23 protein-coding genes are annotated in these 21,541 nt (G+C 72.0%); 18 read left to right on the forward strand and 5 right to left on the reverse strand.

Translation table 11 applies throughout. The features are described from left to right. Window positions 1–30 precede the first annotated feature (30 nt). A complete protein-coding gene (locus ACFY7C_RS21655) occupies window positions 31–1,329 on the reverse strand; it encodes an alanine racemase (protein WP_389653018.1) in 1,299 nt (432 codons plus the stop codon). A 192-nt stretch (window positions 1,330–1,521) separates the two neighbouring features. Between ACFY7C_RS21655 and ACFY7C_RS21660 the strand changes: the two genes are divergently transcribed. From ACFY7C_RS21660 to ACFY7C_RS21675, 4 genes are all read left to right on the forward strand, one after another. Then, entirely contained in the window at window positions 1,522–2,553 is a 1,032-nt protein-coding gene (locus ACFY7C_RS21660) for a sugar kinase (RefSeq protein WP_389654448.1), read from the forward strand. After that, complete coding sequence (locus ACFY7C_RS21665; RefSeq protein ID WP_389653021.1) at window positions 2,550–3,308, forward strand: IclR family transcriptional regulator; 759 nt, start codon at window positions 2,550–2,552, stop codon at window positions 3,306–3,308. The genes ACFY7C_RS21660 and ACFY7C_RS21665 overlap by 4 nt, the downstream gene beginning before the upstream one ends. 15 nt (window positions 3,309–3,323) lie before the next feature. Further along, window positions 3,324–3,734, forward strand: coding sequence for a RidA family protein (locus ACFY7C_RS21670; RefSeq protein WP_389653024.1), 411 nt, complete (start codon window positions 3,324–3,326; stop codon window positions 3,732–3,734). A gap of 61 nt (window positions 3,735–3,795) precedes the next feature. After that, window positions 3,796–4,317 (forward strand): hypothetical protein, encoded by a 522-nt coding sequence (locus ACFY7C_RS21675; protein WP_389653027.1) that lies wholly within the window; start codon window positions 3,796–3,798, stop codon window positions 4,315–4,317. Between the two features lie 15 nt (window positions 4,318–4,332). Here ACFY7C_RS21675 and ACFY7C_RS21680 read toward each other — a convergent pair whose 3' ends face one another. Then, window positions 4,333–4,920, reverse strand: a complete 588-nt coding sequence (locus ACFY7C_RS21680; RefSeq protein ID WP_389653030.1) for a transposase family protein — start codon at window positions 4,918–4,920, stop codon at window positions 4,333–4,335. Window positions 4,921–5,196: 276 nt separating this feature from the next. On the opposite strand from ACFY7C_RS21680, the gene ACFY7C_RS21685 reads away from it, so the two are divergent. Then, the gene (locus ACFY7C_RS21685) at window positions 5,197–7,206 is read left to right on the forward strand and encodes a transposase (RefSeq protein ID WP_389653033.1); all 2,010 of its coding nucleotides are present in this window, start codon (window positions 5,197–5,199) and stop codon (window positions 7,204–7,206) included. Window positions 7,207–7,221: 15 nt separating this feature from the next. Here the strand turns inward: ACFY7C_RS21685 and ACFY7C_RS21690 are convergent, their stop codons facing one another. Together ACFY7C_RS21690 and ACFY7C_RS21695 are read right to left on the reverse strand one after the other, a co-directional pair. Then, the gene (locus tag ACFY7C_RS21690) at window positions 7,222–8,598 is read right to left on the reverse strand and encodes a M14 family metallopeptidase (RefSeq protein ID WP_389653036.1); all 1,377 of its coding nucleotides are present in this window, start codon (window positions 8,596–8,598) and stop codon (window positions 7,222–7,224) included. Between the two features lie 258 nt (window positions 8,599–8,856). Then, entirely contained in the window at window positions 8,857–10,539 is a 1,683-nt protein-coding gene (locus tag ACFY7C_RS21695; protein ID WP_389653039.1) for a chitinase, read from the reverse strand. Window positions 10,540–10,765: 226 nt separating this feature from the next. Here ACFY7C_RS21695 and ACFY7C_RS21700 point away from each other — a divergent pair, with 226 nt between their 5' ends. The 13 genes from ACFY7C_RS21700 (at window position 10,766) to ACFY7C_RS21760 (ending at window position 20,421) form a co-directional block, all read left to right on the forward strand. After that, window positions 10,766–11,635: a hypothetical protein gene (locus tag ACFY7C_RS21700; protein ID WP_389653042.1), complete on the forward strand. Its 870-nt coding sequence runs from the start codon at window positions 10,766–10,768 to the stop codon at window positions 11,633–11,635. A gap of 37 nt (window positions 11,636–11,672) precedes the next feature. Next, window positions 11,673–12,380: a Flp pilus assembly protein CpaB gene (gene cpaB / locus ACFY7C_RS21705; RefSeq protein WP_389653045.1), complete on the forward strand. Its 708-nt coding sequence runs from the start codon at window positions 11,673–11,675 to the stop codon at window positions 12,378–12,380. 9 nt (window positions 12,381–12,389) lie between these two features. Further along, the gene (locus ACFY7C_RS21710; RefSeq protein ID WP_389653048.1) at window positions 12,390–13,661 is read left to right on the forward strand and encodes a CpaE family protein; all 1,272 of its coding nucleotides are present in this window, start codon (window positions 12,390–12,392) and stop codon (window positions 13,659–13,661) included. 1 nt (window position 13,662) lies between these two features. Further along, window positions 13,663–14,046, forward strand: a complete 384-nt coding sequence (locus ACFY7C_RS21715) for a TadE/TadG family type IV pilus assembly protein (protein ID WP_389653051.1) — start codon at window positions 13,663–13,665, stop codon at window positions 14,044–14,046. After that, window positions 14,043–14,402 (forward strand): TadE/TadG family type IV pilus assembly protein, encoded by a 360-nt coding sequence (locus ACFY7C_RS21720; RefSeq protein WP_389653054.1) that lies wholly within the window; start codon window positions 14,043–14,045, stop codon window positions 14,400–14,402. The genes ACFY7C_RS21715 and ACFY7C_RS21720 overlap by 4 nt, the downstream gene beginning before the upstream one ends. Then, entirely contained in the window at window positions 14,399–15,742 is a 1,344-nt protein-coding gene (locus ACFY7C_RS21725) for a CpaF family protein (RefSeq protein ID WP_389653057.1), read from the forward strand. The genes ACFY7C_RS21720 and ACFY7C_RS21725 overlap by 4 nt, the downstream gene beginning before the upstream one ends. A gap of 12 nt (window positions 15,743–15,754) precedes the next feature. Then, window positions 15,755–16,702: a type II secretion system F family protein gene (locus tag ACFY7C_RS21730; protein WP_389653060.1), complete on the forward strand. Its 948-nt coding sequence runs from the start codon at window positions 15,755–15,757 to the stop codon at window positions 16,700–16,702. Window positions 16,703–16,714: 12 nt separating this feature from the next. Beyond that, window positions 16,715–17,602: a DUF5936 domain-containing protein gene (locus tag ACFY7C_RS21735; RefSeq protein ID WP_389653062.1), complete on the forward strand. Its 888-nt coding sequence runs from the start codon at window positions 16,715–16,717 to the stop codon at window positions 17,600–17,602. An 11-nt stretch (window positions 17,603–17,613) separates the two neighbouring features. Then, entirely contained in the window at window positions 17,614–18,177 is a 564-nt protein-coding gene (locus tag ACFY7C_RS21740) for a response regulator transcription factor (RefSeq protein WP_389653065.1), read from the forward strand. Between the two features lie 105 nt (window positions 18,178–18,282). Further along, complete coding sequence (locus ACFY7C_RS21745; RefSeq protein ID WP_389653069.1) at window positions 18,283–18,522, forward strand: Flp family type IVb pilin; 240 nt, start codon at window positions 18,283–18,285, stop codon at window positions 18,520–18,522. Between the two features lie 53 nt (window positions 18,523–18,575). Continuing rightward, complete coding sequence (locus ACFY7C_RS21750) at window positions 18,576–19,199, forward strand: hypothetical protein (protein WP_389653072.1); 624 nt, start codon at window positions 18,576–18,578, stop codon at window positions 19,197–19,199. 21 nt (window positions 19,200–19,220) lie between these two features. After that, window positions 19,221–19,802, forward strand: coding sequence for a hypothetical protein (locus ACFY7C_RS21755; RefSeq protein ID WP_389653075.1), 582 nt, complete (start codon window positions 19,221–19,223; stop codon window positions 19,800–19,802). 10 nt (window positions 19,803–19,812) lie between these two features. Further along, window positions 19,813–20,421: an OmpA family protein gene (locus tag ACFY7C_RS21760; protein WP_389653077.1), complete on the forward strand. Its 609-nt coding sequence runs from the start codon at window positions 19,813–19,815 to the stop codon at window positions 20,419–20,421. Between the two features lies 1 nt (window position 20,422). Here the strand turns inward: ACFY7C_RS21760 and ACFY7C_RS21765 are convergent, their stop codons facing one another. After that, window positions 20,423–21,388, reverse strand: a complete 966-nt coding sequence (locus ACFY7C_RS21765) for a hypothetical protein (RefSeq protein WP_389653080.1) — start codon at window positions 21,386–21,388, stop codon at window positions 20,423–20,425. Window positions 21,389–21,541 lie beyond the last annotated feature (153 nt).

Here is a 21,541-nt window from a genome sequence, read left to right on the forward strand (position 1 = left end):
CTCCTGACGGTTGTCGGTTGACGGCTGACGCTAGAAGAAGGTGCGGACGTAGTCGACGACGGTGCCGTCGGCCTCGACGAGCGGGATCAGCTGCCACTTGTCGAACGAGGTGCACGGGTGCGACAGGCCCATGCCGAGCCAGTCGCCGACCTCCAGATCGGCGCCCTCCTCGGTCCGCAGCCAGCCGTGCTGGTCGGACAGGCCGGTGACGGTGATGCCGTCGGCGGGCCGCAGTTCGCCGGTGCGGGCGTCGCGGACCACCTGGGCCTCGGGCAGCCGGAGGTCGTACGCGGCGTCCCGCTTGCCCGCGTTGGTGAAGGCCTGGTCGGGGGCCGGCCGGGAGACGACCTGCGCCCAGAGCCGGAACGCGGGCTCCAGGGCGCCCTCTTCGGGGACCCGGTTGAAGGGCGAGAGGTCGCGGTAGTGGCCGCTGTCGTGCGACACGTACGCGCCGGAGCGCAGCAGCTTCAGGACGGGCAGGGACAGTGCGGGGATCTCGGCGAAGACCTCGGCGACCGTGTCGAACCAGGCGCTGCCGCCCGCGCTGACGACGATCTCGCCGATCTCCGGGGCGAAGCGCCCGTCCTTGTCGAAGGCGGCGGCGAGCCCGGTGAGCCGGTGCAGCCAGGCGCGGACCCGGTCCGGGTCGGCCCGGGGGACCTCGCCCTCGTAGCCGGCGACGCCGACGAGCCGGAGGGTGCGGGCGGCGGCGACGGCGTCCGCGACGGCGGCGCAGTCGGCTTCCGTACGGGCGCCGGTGCGGGCCCCGTCGCCGGCGCCGAGCTCCACGACGACGTCCACCGGGCGCCGGGCCCGCGCCGCGCGCAGGGCCTCGTCCATCAGCTCGACCCCGCGCACGGAGTCGACGTAGCAGACGAAGCGGAAGTCCGGGTCGGCGTCGAGGTCGGCGGCGAGCCCGCGCAGGGCGACGGCGTCGACGAGCTCGTTGGCGAGGAAGATCCGGGCGATGCCGTGGGCGCGGTAGACACGGACCTGGTGGGGCACGGCGGCGGTGATGCCCCAGGCGCCGTGTTCGATCTGGCGGTCGAAGAGCTGGGGGGCCATGGAGGTCTTGCCGTGCGGGGCGAAGGCGAGGCCGTGGCGCTCGGCGTAGGTCTCCAGGAGGCGGAGGTTGTGCTCGACGGACTCGGCGGAGAGCGCGAGGACGGGGGTGGTGAAGCCGCCGGTGAAGAGGTTGCGGCGCTGGGCGGCGAGCGCGCCGACGGTCAGGCCCTCGGCGTCCGGCGGCAGGCCCTTGAAGCGGTGGTCGACGCGCTCGTTCGCCAGGTCCGGGGCCGGGGCCGGATCCGGGTCCGGGTTCAGGGGCATGGGTCCTCCTCCTCAAGGGCGTTGCGGTATATGCAACACCCGTTGCGCATATCGCTCATGGCTGTCTAACATCCAGGCCGACGCCGGGTCAATGGACCCCACGCCTTCCCCGCACCGAAGCCGAGGACCCCCGCAGTGACCGGAAACCCGCCCGCGCACGCGTCCGTGGACGTCGTGTGCCTCGGCGAGTCCATGGTCACCTTTCTGCCCACCCGGCCGGGCCGCCTCGCCGACGTCCCCTCCTTCGACCGCGCCATCGGCGGCGCCGAGTCCAACGTCGCCTGCGCCCTCGCCGCCGCCGGGCATCGGGTGCGGTGGGTGGGAAGGGTCGGGCGCGACGGCTTCGGCGACCACCTGATCGAGACCATCGGGGCGTACGGGGTCGATGTCTCCGCCGTCGTCCGCGACCCCGACCGCCCGACCGGCGTCTACTTCCGCACCGCCACCGACCGGGCCACCGACGCCCACGAGGTCGTCTACCACCGGGCCGGCTCGGCGGCGTCGGCGATGTCGCCCGCCACCGTGCCGTACGAGAGCGTCTCGGGTGGCCGGATCCTGCACCTGTCCGGGATCACGGCCGCCCTGTCCGACGACTGCCTCGCCCTGATGCGCGAGCTGACCCGGCCCCGCCCCGGGCGCCCGCTCGTCTCCTTCGACGTCAACCACCGGCCGCGGCTGTGGCGCGACCCGGCGGCGGGCGGCCGGCTGCTGCTGGAACTGGCGCGCGGGGCGGACGTGGTGTTCGTGGGGGAGGACGAGGCGGAGGAGGCGTGGGGGACGGGCGGTGCGGCGGCGATCCGGGCGGCGCTGCCGGAGCCGGCGGTGCTGGTGGTGAAGCGGGGCGGGGAGGGCGCGGTGGTGTTCGAGCGCCGCGCGGCCACGGCCCCCGACACCGTGACCGACGTCCTCCACACCGTCACCCATGTCCCCGACACCGTCACCCACGTCCCCGCCCCCCGCGTCACCGTCGTCGCCCCCGTCGGCGCCGGGGACGCCTTCGCCGCCGGGTTCCTGTCCGGGACCCTGCGCGGGCTCGACGCCAAGGCGCGGGCGCGGCACGGGCATCTGACGGCCGCGGCCGCGCTCACCGTGCCCGGAGACCTCGCCGCGCCACCCCGGCGCGCCCACGCCGACCGGCTGGCCGCCGCCGACGACGAGGCCTGGGGGACACTTCACCTCGGCCCCGGCTGGACCGGGGAGGACCAGGAGGTACGTACGCCATGAGCCAGACCGTCGACCGGGCGCTCAGCATCCTGCCGCTGCTCGCGCAGGGGCCCGCCGACCTCGGCCAGGTCGCCGACCGGCTCGGCGTCCACAAGTCCACCGCCCTGCGGCTGCTGCGCACCCTCCACGAGCACGGCCTCGTCCACCGCCAGCAGGACCAGCGCTACCGCCTCGGCGCCCGCCTCTTCGCCCTCGCGCAGGAAGCCGTCGAGAACCTCGACGTCCGCGAGATCGCCCACCCCCACCTCGTCGCCCTGAACGAGCGGATCGGCCACACCGTCCACCTCGCCGTGCGCGAGGAGGGCGAGGTCCTCTACATCGACAAGGTCGAGAGCCGCTATCCGGTCCGCATGTACTCGCGGATCGGCAAGCCGGTCGCCCTCACCGTCGCCGCCGTCGCCAAGCTGCTCCTCGCCGACCTGCCCGAGCCCGAGCGGCGCGCGCTGGCCGCCAGGCTCGACTACCCCCCGTACACACCCCGTTCGACACCGAACGCCACCGCCTTCCTCAAGGAGCTGGCGACCGTACGCGAACAGGGCTGGGCCACCGACCTCGGCGGCCACGAGGAGTCCATCAACTGCGTCGGCGCGCCGATCCGCGGCGCGGACGGCCGGGTCGTCGCCGCCATGTCGGTCTCGGCGCCCAACGTGGTCGTCACGGCCGAGGAACTCCTCGCACTCCTCCCGCTGGTGCGGCGCACCGCCGACGACATCAGCCGGGACTACTCAGGCAACGCCCCGACGAAACACGCGTAAGGATCGAGGACCCGCATGACCGAGAAGATCGCCCTCACCCCCGCCACCCACACCGCACCCCCCGCCAGGTTCTCCCACGGCGTGCGGAAGGGCAACATCCTCCAGGTCGCCGGCCAGGTCGGCTTCCTGCCCGCCGTCGAGGGGCAGCCCCCGACGCCGGCCGGCCCGACCCTGCGCGAGCAGACCCTCCAGACCTTGGCCAACGTCAAGGCGATCCTGGAGGAGGGCGGCGCGGGCTGGGACGACGTGATGATGATGCGCGTCTACCTCACCGACGTCGACCATTTCGCCGAGATGAACGAGATCTACGACGCCTACTTCGAGGAGCAGGGCCTCAAGGCCCCGGCCGCGGCCCGTACGACGGTCTACGTCGGCCTGCCCAAGGGCCTCCTCGTCGAGATCGACGCGCTGGCGGTCCTGGGCTGATCCCCGGTTTCGTGGCGGGGGCGGCTGGGCTCCTCACAGGTCCGTCGTCCATACTTCCGCCGTGGAGCAGCGCACAGAACCCAGCATCCAGCCCCTGCAAGGGGCCGCGGCCGACCCGGCGTTCGTGCCCGGCATCATGGGCCCGCGGCCGGCGGAACCGGAGGACAGGACGCCGACGGCCGAGCCCGCCGATGTCGAGGACGCCGACGACGAGGCCGTGGACGAGGCCGTCGACGAGGCCGAGGACGGGATCGACGTCGAGGACGCGCCGGTCGGGGAGGACTCCGGACACGCCGACGGCGGCCCCGTGTTCGAGGCCGCCGACCGGCGGGCCCGGATCGTCGCCGACGCCGCTGGCGTACGTCTGGGCCTGGACGAGGAGAACTGCGAGTTCCGCTGGGACGAGATCGGCGCGGTGGAGACCGCGACCTCCCGTTTCGGCAAGCGGTTCACCGTCACCGTGCACACCCCGGACCGGCGCTGGTACCCGGTCGAGATCGAGGCGCCGGCCAGGGCGCGCATCGGTGAGTGGGAGTCACGGCTGGACGCGGTGCTCGACGCCTACTTCGACGAGGACGCCTAAGAGATGTTCCGTAATTCATACGTAGTCGATCTTTAGGCTGTGGAGCACGGCGACGGCGCGGGCGGTGTCGTTGAAGTGCTTCCCGCGCCTGTGGTGCTGGCGTAGAACCTGGAAGTCCTTGAGGCGATGTCTGGTGACCTGGTCGGCCATTGTGGCGCGGTAGACGACGATGTCGTTGCGGTTGCCGAGCCAGTTGTCGCCGACCGCCACAATGCGGCGGTCGCGGGCGCGGATGGTGACCTGGAAATTGACGGAGCGCCGGTAGTTCTTTGAGCAGGCTGCCATGGTGCGGTCGTGGCCGGGCGCAGGAGTGCCGTCCACGACCCACAGGTCCGACCGGCGCCCTCCGGGTGGTTCGAGGAGCCCGGCGACCAGGGGCGTCATGCGGTCGATGACGCGGTGGACGGTGGCCAGGACGACGCCGAAGAGGTCGGCGAGCTGCCGGTGGGTGAGGTTGGTGCGCCAGGCGATGGCGGCCAGTAGGACGCGGCTGTCCAGCAGTATCGTCCACGGCCGCCCACGTCCCGGCGCTGGCAGGAGCGCGGCGGTGCAGGCGACCAGGACAATGAACGCCTTGATGGTCGGTCCGGGCCAGTGCGACATGGCGCGGGGGTGCAGGCTGGTGTGACGTTGAGTGGAGCCGGTCGGCCGGCCACGGCGGGGTGCGGCGCCCGACGTGGCCGGGGGTGGGGAAGTCGGCTCGGCTGCGGTTGAGGTAGACGTGTTGGACGGTCACCTTGAGTTGTGCCCGCCGCCCATTGGTCGCACGTGCGTGCGGGGTGTCGCGAGTATCGGTGAATGCGTACGGAGTTCGCCTGTGCGTGCGAAGGGCTCTCTAGGTTGGGTGGAGCCGGTGCCATACGGGAGGGGGTGGCGGTCATGCGGGCTGCCCGGACGGCAGGGAGGTTCCGGGGGAGGAACAAGGCCCCGAAGTGGAAGAAGCCCGACGGCGGGGTGGTGTCGGTGATGGTGCTGCCGCTGGCCGTCACCGACCCCGGCGACCTGGACCGGCTGAACAAGCTGTTCGCTGCGATGTGGAGTATCAAGCACGCCGTCCAGCGCGATGCCCGCGCCAAGGTCAATGCCTACTGGACCGCGTACCACGAGCGGAACGAGCAGGGCGCGAAGGCCGTACGGCAGCGCCTCGGCCTCTCCCGTGAGACGTTGGAGCGCTGCGCCTACCGGCACCTGGAGGACTCCGGGCACCTCAGGCACCACGCCTCGAAGGCCCTGGCAATGCACATGGCTGACGAGGTGTGGAACGGCGTGCAGCGGCACCTGTTCTCCGACGCCACCGGCCACCGCTTCGGCCGTCCGAGGACCGGCCGCTGGCACGACTTCACCCGCATCCCCGGCCGCGCCCGCTCCCACACCACCACCAACAAGTGGGAAACCTTCCGCCTCGCCGGCAGCCTCCACGGCCACGCCATGGCCTACACCGACGGCGGTCGGCAAGAGCTACAGCAGCCGCGCCGGATGCCGAAGCCGACCGTGCCGTCTGGCAGCGTGCCCACGGGCAAGACCACCGCCTCGGGCAAGCCGGGGATGCGCAAGGCCACGTGGTGGGACCACGCCGGTCCCCTCGCCGTGGTGTTCGCGGGCGGCCCCGATTCCGCCCGTGGTGACCTCGTCCTCCCTGTGCGCATCCCCCAGGGGCCGGGACAGTGGGCGCGGGCGGAGCATTTCCTCACCGACCCCGCCCGCTGGCACAAGGTGGACCTTGTGCGCCGCCGCAAAGCCGGTGCGCCGGGCGGCTGGGCGTACGAGGCGCACCTGATGGTGCTGGGTCCTGGCTACGCGTCCCCCGCCGTACAGCAGATGCGGCAGCGGGCTGCCTCCCTGAACCGTATCGGCGGGGTGGACGGCAACGTCTCGAACCTCTCCGTCGTCTCCTTCCCCGCCAGCCTGGACCCTGCCGACAGCGCACCGGCGTCCATCGAGATCACGCTTACCGACGCCGAGCGTGCCAGGTTGGAGAAGTCGGCGAAGAAGCGGCGGGGCCGGGCGCGGGCGCTGGAACGCTCCCGCCGGGCGACGAACACGGCGCAGTACGGGCTGTCGAAGAAGCAGCAGCGCCGGGCCGAGCGCCGCGCATCCAAGGGACTCCCGGAGAAGAGGGTCAAGGTTCCGGGCGGTGCCCGCGCCGCCCGTGCGGGCGGGGTGCCGAAGCAGGCATACCGGCGCGACAAGCTGTCCGCCCACTACCGGGAGCAGCGCGCCCGCCAGGCCGAAGCCGCCGCCGGCGCCGCCGAACACCGCCGTCACCGTGCCCGCAGCGTGGCACGGGAGATCATCGCCGCCCACGGACCCGTCCTCGTGGTGGAGGACTGCGACATCCGCACCTGGTACCGGCTGTGGGGCAAGCGCCTCTCCCAGACCACACCGGGAATGCTGATCGGCGCCCTCGACCGCGAATGCCGGGCAGCGCGCGGACGGCTCGTACGGGCGTCCACCTGGTCAACGGCCCTGTCACAGCACTGCATGTGCGGCCAGCGCGTCAGCAAGGCGCTGCGGGATCGGGAACACAAGTGCATTGCCTGCGGCCTGGTCGGCAAGCGAGACCTTGTATCCGCCGCCCTGGCCGCGTTCGTCCGCCTCACCGACGTGGACGACCCCAAGACCGCGTACCTGGACACCGCGATGTCCCGGCACGTACAGATCGTTTTCGATGAAGGGCTGGAAGAAGCCCTGCGTGAGTCAACCACACCGAGCCAGAACACCCCTCGGGGTGCTGGTCGCGTGGCAGTCCCCCGCCAAGGGGAGACCTCTGCTCACCGAACCGCCGCAAGGCGGCCCCGAGCGACCCCGGATGAGACACGCGCCGTGCGTGACCACGCCGGACAGCCCGGACGCCGCCCCGGCTGCGACCCGCAGCTCACCCTCTGGTGAACTGCGGAACGAGTCTTAGCAGTACTGCGCGGCCTTGCCGATGGAGCGGTACATGCAGTCGGAGTTCTCGAGGAGCTGCAGCACGGCGTCCCTGTTGCGGCTGGTCTCGCGCTCGATCACCTCGTCGGGCGGGTAGAAGCCGCCGTTCCAGGACGAGGCCGGGTACATCTCGAAGGTGTACCCGAAGATCTTGTGCGTGCCCCAGAGGTAGTCGTCGATCGACCCGTCCGTGATGTAGAGGTCGCTGGACTGCTCCGGGGTGTAGCCGTTGCTCGACGCCATCTTCTGGCCGACCGTGGCGAAGGCGTCACGGTCGTCCTGCGTCATGCCCGTCGCGGTGTCGGCGGTCGTCCAGCCGAAGGGCCACAGGACGAGCTCGCTGTAGGTGTGGAAGTCGATGCCGGTCTTGATCTGCTGCTTGCCGCCCACCACGCGGGAGCGGACGAAGTCGGCGACGACCTTCACCTCGGGCGCGGACTCGGGCGCGGCGCCGCGGTAGGTCTCGGAGCTCTTGGAGCCCGAGGAACCGCCGCAGCAGCCCCACTTGTAGTTCCAGTTGCGGTTCATGTCCGTGCCGACGTACGAGGAGCCGGAGTTGGGCTGGCGGTTCTTGCGCCAGCTGCGGTAGGAGCCGGAGGCGATGTCGTACTCGCCGCCGTCCGGGTTGAGGTCGGGGATGATCCAGATCTCCCGGCCGTTGACCATGTTGGTGATCCGGGAGTCGGTGCCGTAGCCGGCGCCGAGCTCGCGCAGCAGGTAGAGCGCCATCTCGACGGTCAGGTGCTCGCGGGCGTGCTGGTGGTGGGTGAAGAGGACCTCGGGCTCGGCCTCGTCCGTGCCGACGTTGTCGCTGATCTTGATGGCGACGATGTCACGGCCCTGGTAGCTCTTGCCGATGACCCGCTTGTTCATGATGGACGGGTAGGCGGCGAGGCGCTGGTCGATCTCGGCGTTCATCTCCGCGTAGTTGTGGTACTTGGAGTCGGCGGAGGGGAAGTCGAGCGGTCCGACGCCATGGGTGTGGTCGTGGCCGCCGCTGCGGTCGGGCGGCCCCGGCAGCGGGGTGGTCTTGTAGCCGAGGCTCTTGAGGTGGGCGAGCTGCTGGGCGTTGGCGCTGACGACGACCGAGCGGGCGTCGACCTCGTCGATGGAGACGCCGGTGGCGGTGAGGGCGGAGCGCTGGGCGGCGGTGGCGGGTCCGGCGACCTCGTACTGCCGGATCACCTCCTCGCCGTCCCGGGCGACGGCGGTCGGCGCCGGGTCGGCCCCGGCGGGTGTGGTGAGGCCGGAGAGGGGCGCCGCGAGCGCGAGCGCCATGAGGGCCGCGAGACCGGCGGTCCTTCCTCTGCCCGGGCCGCGGGTTCCGCGGGCACCTCGGGTTCGAAGTCGCATGCTGTCTCCTGGGTGGGGAGTGTGGGGGTGTGCGACAGACTGGTGCGGGTGTGCACATCGTGGGGGTGTGGCATGCACCGGTCAAGGAGTGAAGTTCGGCCATATTCTCCCGCCGCCGGCCCCGAAAACGGCGCAGCGCCGCCGGGGGAGCGGCGGCGCTGCGGAGGGATTCCCCCGGAAGGGGGGATCGTGGACGCGTGACGGAAGTCGTCGCGGACGGCTTAACGGAGGGTCTTACGGACGGCGTTACGGAAGGGGTTACGGGAGGCCGTGGACGTGCGGGCCGACCGCGTTCGACCAGGCGTTCCCGGCCGTCGCGTCCCAGTTGGTCGACCAGGTCATCGCGCCGCGGATGCCCGGGTAGGTCTTCGAGGGCTTGAAGCTGCCGCAGCCGGTGCCCTTGGCCAGGCAGTCGAGCGCGTTCTTCACGATCTGCGGGTCGACGTAGCCGCTGCCCGCGCCCCGCGTCGAGGCGGGCACGCCCAGGCCGACCTGGGAGGCGTCCAGACCGCCCTGGAGCTGGATGCAGGCGAGTGCGGTGAGGAAGTCCACCGAGCCCTGGCTGTAGACCTTGCCGTCACAGCCGAGCATCGAGCCGCTGTTGTAGTACTGCATGTTGACCACCGTGAGGATGTCCTTCACGGCGAGCGCGGTCTTGAAGTACTCGGTGCCCGTGTTCTGCATGTCGATGGTCTGCGGGGCCATCGTCAGCACCATCGACGGACCGGCCTTGGCGGACAGCTGGCGCAGCGCCTTGGTGAGGTACGTCGAGTTGATGCCGTGCTCCAGGTCGATGTCGACGCCGTTGAAGCCGTACTCCTGCATCAGCGCGTACGCGCTGTTGGCGAAGGCGGTGGCGGAGGCGTCGCTGTTGATGGTGACGTTCCCCTTCTCGCCGCCGACCGAGATGATCACCGACTTGCCGGCCGCCTTCTTGGCCGCGATGTCGGCCTTGAAGTCGGCGACCGAGGCGTAGCCGACGGCCGGGTCGAGGTTGAAGACGATCTGGCCGGGCGTGGCGGTGGAGTCCGCGAAGGAGACGGCGATGATGTCGTACTGCGCCTGCACGTCCCGCAGCTTCTGCACCGCGGCGCCGTTGTCGAAGTTCTGCCAGTAGCCGGTCAGCGCGTGCTTCGGCACGGCCGGGCCGGGGCCCGGGTCGGTGACCTTGGCGGTCCGCGCGGTGACGGCGGCCGACTTGGCGGACTCGCCCGCGGCGTTGGTGGCGGCCACCTGGAACTGGTACGCGGTGTCGGGGGCGAGCCCGGTGACGGTGGCCGAGGTGTTGTTCACCGTCGCCGCGAGGGAGCCGTCCTTGTACACCTTGTAGCCCGTCGCGCCCGAGACCGCGCCCCAGCTGAGCGAGACCGACGACGAGGTGACGGTGCCGGCGGCGAGGCCGGCGGGGGTGGCCGGGACCGTCGGCTCCGGGTCGGTGCCGCCGCCCCCGTCGGGGCCGAAGACGCTCACGTCGTCGACGGAGTACGCGGCCGTGCCGTACCACCCGTGCGTGTATATCTGCACCGACGTCGTGTTGGGGCCGGTGGTGAAGGTGGTCTTCAGCTGCTTCCAGGCGGCGCTGTCCGGCGTCCAGGTGGAGACGTCGGTGGTGCCGGTGCCGGTCGCGCCCAGGTAGGCGTAGCCGCCCTGCACCCAGGCGCTCAGCGTGTAGGTGGAGCCCGGCCTGACCGTCACGGTCTGGGTGCAGCGGGCGTTGTCGAGGCCGGCCGGGGTGGCCCGCAGGGCGCCCGCCCCGGTGCGTACCGGCGAGGGGACGGCCGCGCCGCTGCCGGCGGAACAGGACCAGTTGGCGAGGCCGTTCTCGAAGCCCGCGTTCCTGGCGACGTTGACGTCCGCGGCCTGGGCGGTGCCGGCGCCGCCGACGACGAGGAGCCCGGCGCCGACGGCGAGCGCGAGCGCGGCTGTGGTGGTGCGGTCCACGTGCTGCCTCCGGGGGGAAGTGGGGGAGGGGCAACAAGTTGGTCCAGACCAATCGGGTTGTCAAGACCTGTGGAAGGAAGCGCAGTTCACGGCGCCGAGAAAGTGACGGAGCTTGAACGATTGTGTGTTCAGCGCCCGAGCGGCGTGGCTAAAGTGCAGGAGCGGTGACGCCGCGAACGCAGCAAGTGATCAACGAGTGGTCAGTGAGGGATCGGGGGAGCCCGACGTGCCGACAGCGATTGCGGTCACAAGGCCTGACCTGGTGCTGCCCCCGACCGACCCCCAGACACTCCCCGCCGCCGTCCTGCCCGGCCCCGACACCCGGCCGCTCGACGCCACCCTCGCCGACGTCCAGCTCCTGCTCGAACGGCACGGCCACCTGATCGTCGTCTGCCCCACCACGGCACCGCCCGCGACCGAACAGCGCCTGTACGCGGTCCGCGGGCTGCTCGAATCCGACCGGATCGCGATCGTCAGGACCGACCTGCCACCGCTCGGCGCCGCCGTCCTCGTCCGGCAGCTGCGCCAGCTCGCCACCTGCGACTTCAGCCCCGGAGTCCTCGCCTCCGCCGCCCGGCTGCTCGCCCACTACGTCTACGCCGGCGCCGTCCTCGGCTCCGTGGCCCGGCTCGACCACGTACCGGTCGGCCTCGCCTCGCACGTCAAGGGCTGGCTGCCCGGCGCCCACTTCGCCGTCCTCGCCGGACCCGTCCCCCAGCTCGTACGCCTCGGATCCTCCGGGCCGGCCGGATCCGACACCCTCACCGGGCCCGAGTTCGGCACCGACCTCGTGCTCGCCCGCGGCCAGCTCCAGACCGACTGGCCCACCACCGCCCTCGCGCCCCGCTGGCAGGTCCGCGCCGTCCAGGAGGCCACCCTTCCCGAGTCCTCACCCCGCTGGTGGGGCACGGGCAAGCTCGTCGAGTTCGCCGCCTACCTGCCCGACCTGCCCGTCCTGTACCAACTCGTCTCCTCCGTACGGCGCGAGACCTGCCACTGGTGCCGGATGGAGCTCATCGGCGACCGCTGCGGCTTCTGCGCCGCGCCGCTGCCCACGGCCGAACCGACCCCGGCCACCCCCACCGGTCACCGCTAGCGTCCCCGTTCCCGTCCACGATCGAGGTAGTACGGCCATGAACTCCCGCCAGCGCCGTGGCGTCATCCTGCTGCTGCTCTCCGTCCTGTGCGCCCTCGGCGCCTTCGCCGGCGTGCTCTCCGTGATCAGCGACGTGAACTCCAAGGTCGGGCCCGAGGTCACCGCGTACCGGATCAAGGGCGACATCGCGCCCTACACCCCGCTCCGGGCCCACCAGTTCGAGAAGATCACCATGCCCGAGCGCTGGCTCCCGGCCACCGCCGTCACCGACCTCGCCCGCACCGAGGGCAAGATCGCGGTCACCACCCTCAAACGGGGCTCCCTCCTCCAGGCCGACATGATCGTCGAACGGCCCGCGCTCGCCCCCGGCCAGCAGGAGATCGCCATCATGATCGACGCCGCCACCGGTGTGGCCGGCAAGATCACCCCCGGGGCCACCGTCAACATCTACGCCACCTTCGCCGGCGAACGCGGCGGCCCGGCCGCCCAGTCCAAGCTGATCGTCGCCGCCGCCCGCGTCCTCGACGTCGGCGCGCTCACCCCCATCGACGCCGGCCGCGAGGACCGCGCCGGCCGCGCCACCGAGGCCGTCCCCATCACCTTCGCCCTCACCACGGCCGACGCCCAGCGCGTCGCCTACGCCGAGTCCTTCGCCGAGCACGTCCGCCTCGCGCTCGTCGCCCCCGGCACCACCACCCCGCCCGACCCGCGCGACCGCACCTACACGCTCGACAAGGACAAGTGAGGCCCGGCCATGCCCACCAGGATCCTGCCGGCCGTCGCCGACCCCGACGCGGCCCGCGCCGTCACCACCCTCATCGGCCAGCTCCCCGACGCCGAACCCGCCGGGCCCGTCACCGACTCCACCCAGCTCGTCGACACCCTCGCCCGGCTCGCCGCCGAATCCCTCGACGAACTTCCCGAAGTCGTCCTCGTCCACGAACGCATCGGCCCCGTACCGGCACTGGAACTCATCCGCGAGGTCGCCCTCCGCTTCCCCGCCGTCGGAGTCGTCCTCATCACCGCCGACGCGAGCCCCGTGCTCTTCTCCGCCGCCATGGACTCCGGCGCCCGCGGCCTCGTCACCCTCCCGCTCGGCTACGAGGAACTCGCCAGCCGCGTCCAGGCCGCCGCCCAGTGGTCCACCGGCGTCCGCCGCCACCTCGGCGCCGGCGCCGACACCTCCACCGGGCCCGGCGGCACCGTCGTCACCGTCAGCGGCGCCAAGGGCGGCGTCGGCACCACCGTCACCGCCGTCCACCTCGCCCTCGCCGCCCGCGCCTCCGGCCGCACCGTCGCCCTCGTCGACATGGACCTCCAGGGCGGCGACATCGCCTCCTACCTCGACGTCCAGTTCCGCCGCTCCCTCGCCGACCTCGCCGCCGTCGACGACATCTCGCCCCGCGTCCTCCAGGACGCCGTCTACGTCCACGAGACCGGCCTCTCCCTGCTCCTGGCCCCGGGCGAGGGCGAACGCGGCGAGGAGGTCACCGACCGCTCCGCCCGCCAGATCGTCAGCGCCCTGCGCGGCCGCTACGAGGTCGTCGTCCTCGACTGCGGGACCCACCTGGACGCGGCCGGCGCGGCGGCGGTCGAGATGGCCGACACCGCCCTGCTGGTGACGACGCCGGACGTGGTGGCGGTACGGGCCGCCAAACGGGTGGTACGGATGTGGGACCGGCTCCAGATCCGCAAGCCGGAGGAGAGCACCGTGGTGGTGAACCGCCACCAGCGCTCGACGGAGATCCAGCCCGCCCTCATCCAGAAGATCACCGGCACCCGCCTGGCCGGCGTCGCTGTCCCCGCCCACTTCAAGGAACTCGCCGCCGTCGTGGACGCGGGCCGCCTGCACGACCTCGACGCCCGGTCGACGGTGAAGCAGGCGCTGTGGGCGCTGGCGGGTGAGCTCGGCCTGGTCAAGGCGGCGGCCGACCAGGGCCGGGGCGGGCAGGGCCGGGGCCGGGAGCTCGTACGGGCGTCGGACCGCGGCGCGCTGGGGCTGCGGCGGCGCGGGGCGGGACGCTGACATGGGACGGGTGCCGGCCGGGCGCGGCGTACGGGGTGACGAGGGACAGGTGGCGGTCGAGTTCGTCGGCATGCTGCCGCTGATCCTGCTCACGCTCGTGCTGCTGTGGCAGTGCGTCCTGATCGGCTACACGTACACGCTGGCGGGGAACGCGGCGGACGAGGCGGCGCGGGCCTACGCCGTCGGCGACAGCTGCGGGGAGGCGGCGCTGCGGCACCTGGACGGCGCCTGGCGGGCGGGCGCGTCGCCGGGTTGCCGGCGCGAGGACGGGATGGCGCGGGCGCGGGTCGACCTCAAGGTTCCGGTGCTTTTCCCGGGCGCGATCAGCTTCCCGTTCACGGTGACGGGCGAGGCCGCGGCCGTGTGGGAGGGGGAGGATCGATGAGACGACGTGACCGGGGCCAGGTCGCCATCGAGTACCTGGGCTTCCTGCCGATCCTCCTGCTGATCGGCCTCGTCGGCGTGCAGCTGGGCCTCGTCGCGTACGCCGCCCAGCAGGCCGGCACAGGAGCGCGGGCGGCCGCGCGGGCGGCGAGCGTGGACGACACCGACTCCGTACCGGACCCGGAGACGGCGGGGGAGGCGGCCATGAGCGACTGGATCGCCCGCCGCAGCGACGTCTCCGAGGCGGGCGGGAGGGCGACCGTCACCGTACGGATCCCCTCCCTCGTCCCCTTCTGGACCTTCGAGCCCGTGACGAGGACCGCCACCATGCCCGTGCCCGAGGAGGACCAGTCATGAGCCTGCGGGCCCGCATCAGCACCCCTGACGACCACCGGGCGGGCGGCGGACGGGAGGACGGCCACCTCGTCGCGTCCTTCCGCGCCAAGCTCCTCGAGGAGATCGACCTCACCGAGATGTCCGCGCTCGCCGCCGCCGAGCGGCGGGCCCGCCTGGAGCGCGTCCTCGGCCACATCATCAGCCGCGAGGGACCCGTCCTCTCCACCGCCGAACGCGCCCAGCTGATCCGCCGGGTCGTCGACGAGGCACTCGGCCTCGGCGTCCTCGAACCACTCCTCGAAGACGCCTCCATCACCGAGATCATGGTCAACGGCCCCGACCAGATCTACGTCGAGCGGGCCGGCCGGGTGGAACTGCTCCCGCTCCGCTTCGCCTCGCACGAGCAGCTGATGCAGACCATCGAGCGGATCGTCTCCACCGTCAACCGGCGCGTGGACGAGTCGAACCCCATGGTCGACGCCCGCCTGCCGTCCGGCGAACGCGTCAACGTCATCATCCCGCCGCTGTCGCTCACCGGGGCCACGCTCACCATCCGCCGCTTCCCCCGCGCCTACACCCTGCACGAGATGATCGGCCTCGGCTCCCTCGACGAGCAGATGCTGCTCCTGCTGTCCGGGCTCGTCCAGGCGAAGTTCAACATCATCGTCTCCGGCGCCACCGGCACCGGGAAGACCACCCTGCTCAACGCCCTGTCCGGACTCATCCCCGACGGCGAGCGGGTCATCACCATCGAGGACTCCGCCGAACTCCAGCTCCAGCAGTCCCATGTGATCCGCCTGGAGGCCCGCCCGCCGAACATCGAGGGCCGCGGCCAGGTCACCATCCGCGACCTCGTCCGCAACTCCCTGCGCATGCGCCCCGACCGCATCGTCGTCGGCGAGGTCCGCGGCGGCGAGACCCTCGACATGCTCCAGGCCATGTCCACCGGCCACGACGGCTCCCTCGCGACCGTCCACGCCAACTCCGCCGAGGACGCCCTCATGCGCCTCCAGACCCTCGCGTCCATGTCGGAGGTCAAGGTCCCCTTCGAGGCGCTGCGCGACCAGATCAACAGCGCCGTCGACGTCCTCGTCCAGCTCACCCGCCATCCCGACGGCACCCGCAGGGTCACCGAGATCGCGATCCTCGCCTCCGACGGCCGCGAGCGCTACCTCCTCGCCACCGTCTGCCGCTTCAACGCCCGGCCGATCGCCGCCGACGGCCGGGTCCACGGCGAGTTCGCCCACCACCCGCTGCCGCGCCGGGTCGCCGACCGGCTGTACATGGCGGGCCAGCCCGTCCCGCAGGCCTTCGGCGTGGCCGCGACCGACGCACACCTCGCCACGCGGGAAGCGAAGTAGGGGGACATCTCCGTGAATCCGACACTGTTGACGGTGGCCGCGGCCCTGGTCGCCGGCGTCCTCGCCGTGATCGGCGTCCAGCTCTACGCGAGCGGGGCCGCCCAGCGGGCCGCGCTGATCGCCCGCCTCTCGCAGACCGCGGGCGAGGGGGGCGAGGGCGGCACCGGCCGGCGCGGCCGCCTGTTCCGGGGCATCGACCGGCGGATCCGCCGCACCGCCTTCGGGCGCAGGCTGGAACTCCGCATCTCCGCCACCGGACTGTCCGTGACGCCGGGCGAGTTCGTCGTCGCCATGGCGGTCACGGTGGTGGTCCTGTGGACCGCGGGGCAGGCACTGCTCTCCCCGTTCTTCGGACCCATCTCCGGCTTCCTGGGCGTATGGGCCGCCATGGGCTTCCTCAACTGGCAGCGGCAGAAGCGCATCGAGAGGTTCATCAACCAGCTCCCGGAACTCTCCCGCATCCTCGCCAACGCCACCCAGGCCGGCCTCGCCCTGCGCATGGCCCTCTCCCTCGCCGCCGACGAACTGGAGGCGCCGGCCGGCGACGAACTCGCCCGGGTCGCCCAGCAGCTCGCCGTCGGCACCTCCGTCGACGACGCCCTCGGCGAGCTCGCCGAACGCCTCCCGTCCCGTGAGCTCGTCGTCCTCGTCACCACGCTGGTCCTCGCCAACCGGGCCGGCGGGACCGTCGTCTCCTCGCTGCGCAACCTCACCGAGACCCTGGAGGAACGCAAGGAGACCCGGCGCGAGGTCCGCACCCAGCTCTCGCAGGTCAGCCTGACGGCGTACGCGGTCCCGGTCATCGGCGTCGGCTCGCTGCTGCTCATCGACAACATGCAGCCCGGCGCCCTGGACCGGATGACCGGCTCGGCCGCCGGGCAGGTCGCCGTGGTCGTGGCCTTCGCGCTGTACGTGGTGGGCTTCGTCGTCATCCGCCGCCTCGCGAAGATCGACGTGTAGGGGGTCGTCACCATGGAACTGCTGCTCGCCCTGCTCGCCGGACTCGCCGTCGCCGGATTCTGCTACGGCATCCGCCTCTACCGCGCCGACGCCAGGCTCCCCGGCGACCTCCAGCTCGCCCTGGAGGTCGGCGCCACCCGCACCGGCGCCGTCGACTCCGTCGTCGACCGGCTCGGCATGCGCTGGTCACCGGCCGTCCTGCGGCTCATGGGCCCGAAGCGGGTCAACTCCGTCCGCCGCCGCATCGACCTCGCGGGAAACCCCGGCGGCCTGACGATCGACCGTTACGGGGCGAGGCGGGCGGTCTACGGCTTCCTCGGCGGCTTCGGCGGACTGCTGATGCTCGGGCGCGGCTCGGTCCTCGTCGCGCTGCTGCTGTTCGCCTTCGGCGCGTTCTGGACGGAGGTCGGCATCTGGTCGGCGGTCCGGATCCGCAAGGACCAGATCGAACGCACCCTGCCCGACTTCCTGGACGTGCTGGCCGTCGTCGTCTCGGCGGGCCTCGGCTTCCGCCAGGCGCTGGAGCGGGTCGCCGGCAGGTACGAGGGGCCGTGGGCCGACGAACTGCGCATCACCCTGCGCCAGATGGACATGGGCGTCAGCCGCCGAGAGGCCTTCGACGCCCTGCGCCGCCGCAACGACTCCGAGCAGGTCGCCCAGTTCGTCACCGCCCTCCAGCAGGGCGAGGAGCTCGGCGCCCCCATCGTCGACACCCTGATCCAGATCGCCGACGACATGCGCCGGACCGACGCCCAGAACGCCAGGAGGAAGGCCGCGAAGGCCGTTCCCAAGGCCACGATGGTCATCACCACGCTGATGGTCCCGGCCACGATGATCCTGCTCGGGGCGGGCCTCTTCCTCGGCACGGGCACCGACTTCGGCTCGATCACGGGCGAATGAGGGCGGCCGGGATGCTGAGAGTGCTGGTGGCGAGCGGGAACCCGGTGGTGCGGGCGGGCCTGGCGGTGCTGCTCGGCGCGCACCGGGACATCGAGGTGCTGACGCCACCGCCGCACCTCCCGCCCGAGGCCGTCCGCCCCGCCCCCGACCTGATCCTCCTCGACGGCCCCGCGGCCCCCGCCCGCGCCTTGACGTCCCTGGCCCCGGTCCTGCTCCTCACCCACACCCCGGTCCGGGGCGCGGGGTGCGCGCAGCTTGTCCACGGGGAGTTCGACGAGTCGGAACTGATCCACGCGGTGCGTGCGACTGCACATCCTGGCGGAGGATCAACTGTCTCGAATATACTGCGCTTCAGGAATCCCGCTTCGCAAGTGCAACGGTTCGGTCTGAGCGCGAGGGAGGTGGAGGTGATGAACCTGATCGCATCCGGCATGACCAACCAGCAGATCGCCGCCACCTGCTCCATCACCGAGAAGACGGTCAAGAACCACATCAACCGCATCTTCGCCAAGCTCCACAGCACCACCCGCGGCGAAGCGATCGCCTCCTGGCTCGGCACGAGGACGGCGTCATGACCCCACCGCCCCCTGTGACACACCGTAATTGGGCCTACGGACCCTGTGATCCCCACCCCCTCCGGGCGTACCCTGCCCGCGTCGCCGTACACGGAGGGGAACACCATGAACGACGCGCTGCTGAAGGCCCTGACCAAGGCCAGGGTGCACGCGGCCACTTGGCTCGAAGCCAGAGCCGCCCGGGCCAGGGGAGACCGCGGGCAGACGGCGGTGGAGTACCTGGGGATCATCGTGGTGGTGGTGGCGATCGTGGTGGCGATCACCGGCACGGACATCGGTCAGAGCATCAAGGACGCGATCACGCGGAAGATCGCCAGCCTGACGGGTGGGGGAGGCGGTTCATAGGCCCCGGCGACCGTCGGCGGGACGATGGCCAGGCTTTTCCCGTCTACATCGCGGTGATCGCCGGACTGCTGTTCCTCGCGTTCGTCTACTTCGCCGTGGGGCAGGCGGCGGCCACCCGCAACGGCGGACAGACAGCGGCCGACGCCGCCGCACTCGCCGCGGCGCAGGACGCGCGAGAGCAACTCCGGGACGGCTGGCTGCAGGTGGTGACGGACCCGGACGCATGGGAGGGATTCCTCAGCGGCGAGGACTACGTCCCGGAACAGTCCTGCGAACGGGCGGCTCAGTTCGCAGCGGAGAACCGCGCGGAACTGCTCGCCAACGGCTGTACGGCGCGGAGGTCCGGGGGAGGAGAAGAGTTCCGCGTGCAGATCCGGACCCTCGACACGGTGGGCAACTCCCTCGTGCCGGGTACGGAAAGGCAGCACGCCGTGGCCACGGCGACGGCCGTCCTCGAACCCCGCTGCTCCTTTGACGCTCCCGAGCCGACCCCACCGCCGACGCCCAGCACGCCCACGCCGACGGATTCGGCCGCCCCGGAGCCGACTCCCACGCCCAGCCCCGAACCGCAACCGATCACCGGCCTTGTCTGTGACGGCGTCGAGTGGACGATCGACCCGGAAGACCCTCGGCTGCCCGACGCGGCCGACCTCTTTACCGTCCGACTGGTCGACTGACGAGCGAAGGACCCTGTTTCCATGAGTGTGCGGCACACGAAGAAGGTCGGCAGAGGGTGGGCCTCGGTCGCCGTAACGGCCGGACTTGTCATCGGCCTTGCCGGCTGCGGCGAGGAAGAGAAGCCGCCGCGGGACAAGCCGACGACGACCAGCAGCGCTTCCAGGAGCAGTGAGGGGAACGCTCAGCCGCAGTCCGAGGCGCCGGCCGATCCCATCGCCGTACTCAAGGGACAGGAAGGCCTTGAACTCTCCGTCCACTCGGCGACGCGGGACGCTGGGGGCTTCATCACGGTCAAGGGTGAGCTGAAGAACACGTCGGACGACATCGCCGTCATCTCTTCCCACCTCAGCGGCGACGAGACGGAGATCATCAAGCACGGCAACTCGCTCGGAGGCGCCACCCTTCTCGACTCCACCGGAAAGAAGCGTTACTACGTGCTTCGCGACACCGATGGGCGCCCCCTCACCACCACGCGGCTCTCCAGCCTGGCTGCCGGAGCGAAGACGCCGGTCTTCATGCAGTTCCCCGCCCCACCCCCCACCACCACCGAAGTCTCGCTCCAACTCCCCACCTTCGATCCCGCCACCATCAAGCTCTCCTGAGGGCGCAGCCATGACGACGACATCCCGCCGCCTCGCCGCCCTCACCGTCACGGTCGTCCTCCTCGGGGGAGGGGCCGGGGTGGCGCGGGCCGATGATCCGCCCGGGTCGACGACGGTCGGCGCGCCGCCGGCCGCGATCGACGCGAACTCGCCCGCGCTGATGCTGCCGGACGGCGCCACCCTCGCCCCCGCCAAGGTCCTCGACATCAAGCAGATCGTCGAGGAGGAGGGCGGTGAGCAGCGCCGGGAGGACACCAACGTGGACGTCACGTTCGCCCTGCAGGCCGAGGTGCTGTTCCCCAAGGACAGCGCCAAGCTCAGCCCCGCCGCCACCGCCCGGATCGCCGCCATCGCCGTGGAGATCAACAAGCAGGGGTCGAGCCGCGTCCGGGTGTTCGGGTTCACCGACGACCTCGGGACCTACGAGCACGGGCTGAAGCTTTCCAAACAGCGTGCCGACGCCGTGCAGCAGGTGCTGGCCAGGAACCTGGACCCGGGGACGACCTTCGACATCCGCGGGTACAGCGAGGACTATCCGATCGCCGACAACTCCACCGAGGAGGGGCGGAAGAAGAACCGCCGCGTCGAGGTGTCCTTCCCCCGCACCTCCGGCGGGTGACCTACGGCGCCCCCGGACGCGCCGCCAGGGCTCCGAGGGCCGCCCGGACGGTGGCGGTCATCCGGTCGGGACGGGTGAAGACCTCGTGGGCCGTGAAGCGCAGGACACGACGCACGCCCGGGCAGTTCTGCAGCTCGTTGAAGCGGCGGACATCCCGCTCGTGGGCCTCCCGCGTGCCGTGGAAGGCGAAGCCCTCGATCTCGACGACCAGTCCGGCGGCGCGGAAGTAGAAGTCGGGGCGCAGGGGGCGGCCCGCCGCGGTGTGCAGGGTCGGCTGGACCTCCGGGTGCAGGCCCGCGTCGCGCATCCGTAGCCGGGCGACCGTCTCGGCGGGGGAGCCGGAGCCGGGCACGGCGAGCGTCAGCCAGCGGCGGGCCGCCGGGCCGCCCGGGCAGCGGGGCGCCGCCAGTTCGGCGGCCAGGTCCTCGGCGCGGACGAGCGGGGCGCGCCGCAGGCCGCCCACGAAGCGGTGGGACAGCGCCGAGTCGGCGACGACCACGGCGGCCTCCCGGCTGCCGGCCGTCCGTATGAGGTCGCCGACGGTCCGCGCCGGACTCGTCACCCGCAACCCCCGCCGCAGCGAGCAGTCACGGTCCGTCAGCCGGGCCGTGCCGTGCACCCGTATCCACCCCCGCGCGGCCGCTCCTCCCCGATGGGGCGGGGGAGCCGCGAAGTCCAGGGCGTCCGCCTCCACCGGTCCCTCGCCCAGCAGCTCGATGCGGTGCAGCGCCGCCGCCGTCCGGTGACTGCACACCAGCTCCGGCCGCAGCAGCTGGACCGCCCTGGCCCGCACGCGCCAGTCCACCTCCTTTCCCGGGACCGCCCACGCGCCCCGGCAGATCCGCTGCCAGCCGTCCCGGCGCAGCCGCCCCGCGAGCCGGCCCCGCGGCCAGCCGGCCGCGAGCGCCCACACCGTGAGCAGCACCCCGCCCCTGGCGAGCATCGTCGGCGACATCAACTCGTACATACGCCCAACGATCCACGGAAGAGGGACAGTTCGCACCCCCTGTGGAAAACCCGTCGAAAGAGGCCGTAAGGAAAGCGCAAAGGCGGCCGGACAGGGCGTTCCCGAGGAGGATCCTGGTCCGAACCCCAGCCCTTCCTCCCTCCCGAATGGGCA

Source organism: Streptomyces sp. NPDC012769 (assembly GCF_042901205.1).
Classification (GTDB): domain Bacteria; phylum Actinomycetota; class Actinomycetes; order Streptomycetales; family Streptomycetaceae; genus Streptomyces.

Excerpts from the sequence above, each read along its gene's own strand:
- ACFY7C_RS21745 (WP_389653069.1), top strand. The coding sequence starts at position 18,283 with ATGAACGACGCGCTGCTGAAGGCCCTGACCAAGGCCAGGGTGCACGCG.
- ACFY7C_RS21680 (WP_389653030.1), bottom strand. The coding sequence starts at position 4,920 with ATGTCGCACTGGCCCGGACCGACCATCAAGGCGTTCATTGTCCTGGTC.
- ACFY7C_RS21690 (WP_389653036.1), bottom strand. The coding sequence starts at position 8,598 with ATGCGACTTCGAACCCGAGGTGCCCGCGGAACCCGCGGCCCGGGCAGA.
- ACFY7C_RS21715 (WP_389653051.1), top strand. The coding sequence starts at position 13,663 with ATGGGACGGGTGCCGGCCGGGCGCGGCGTACGGGGTGACGAGGGACAG.
- cpaB (WP_389653045.1), top strand. The coding sequence starts at position 11,673 with ATGAACTCCCGCCAGCGCCGTGGCGTCATCCTGCTGCTGCTCTCCGTC.
- ACFY7C_RS21725 (WP_389653057.1), top strand. The coding sequence starts at position 14,399 with ATGAGCCTGCGGGCCCGCATCAGCACCCCTGACGACCACCGGGCGGGC.
- ACFY7C_RS21735 (WP_389653062.1), top strand. The coding sequence starts at position 16,715 with ATGGAACTGCTGCTCGCCCTGCTCGCCGGACTCGCCGTCGCCGGATTC.
- ACFY7C_RS21665 (WP_389653021.1), top strand. The coding sequence starts at position 2,550 with ATGAGCCAGACCGTCGACCGGGCGCTCAGCATCCTGCCGCTGCTCGCG.
- ACFY7C_RS21755 (WP_389653075.1), top strand. The coding sequence starts at position 19,221 with ATGAGTGTGCGGCACACGAAGAAGGTCGGCAGAGGGTGGGCCTCGGTC.
- ACFY7C_RS21655 (WP_389653018.1), bottom strand. The coding sequence starts at position 1,329 with ATGCCCCTGAACCCGGACCCGGATCCGGCCCCGGCCCCGGACCTGGCG.
- ACFY7C_RS21685 (WP_389653033.1), top strand. The coding sequence starts at position 5,197 with ATGCGGGCTGCCCGGACGGCAGGGAGGTTCCGGGGGAGGAACAAGGCC.
- ACFY7C_RS21720 (WP_389653054.1), top strand. The coding sequence starts at position 14,043 with ATGAGACGACGTGACCGGGGCCAGGTCGCCATCGAGTACCTGGGCTTC.
- ACFY7C_RS21710 (WP_389653048.1), top strand. The coding sequence starts at position 12,390 with ATGCCCACCAGGATCCTGCCGGCCGTCGCCGACCCCGACGCGGCCCGC.
- ACFY7C_RS21740 (WP_389653065.1), top strand. The coding sequence starts at position 17,614 with ATGCTGAGAGTGCTGGTGGCGAGCGGGAACCCGGTGGTGCGGGCGGGC.
- ACFY7C_RS21760 (WP_389653077.1), top strand. The coding sequence starts at position 19,813 with ATGACGACGACATCCCGCCGCCTCGCCGCCCTCACCGTCACGGTCGTC.
- ACFY7C_RS21660 (WP_389654448.1), top strand. The coding sequence starts at position 1,522 with ATGGTCACCTTTCTGCCCACCCGGCCGGGCCGCCTCGCCGACGTCCCC.
- ACFY7C_RS21670 (WP_389653024.1), top strand. The coding sequence starts at position 3,324 with ATGACCGAGAAGATCGCCCTCACCCCCGCCACCCACACCGCACCCCCC.
- ACFY7C_RS21765 (WP_389653080.1), bottom strand. The coding sequence starts at position 21,388 with ATGTACGAGTTGATGTCGCCGACGATGCTCGCCAGGGGCGGGGTGCTG.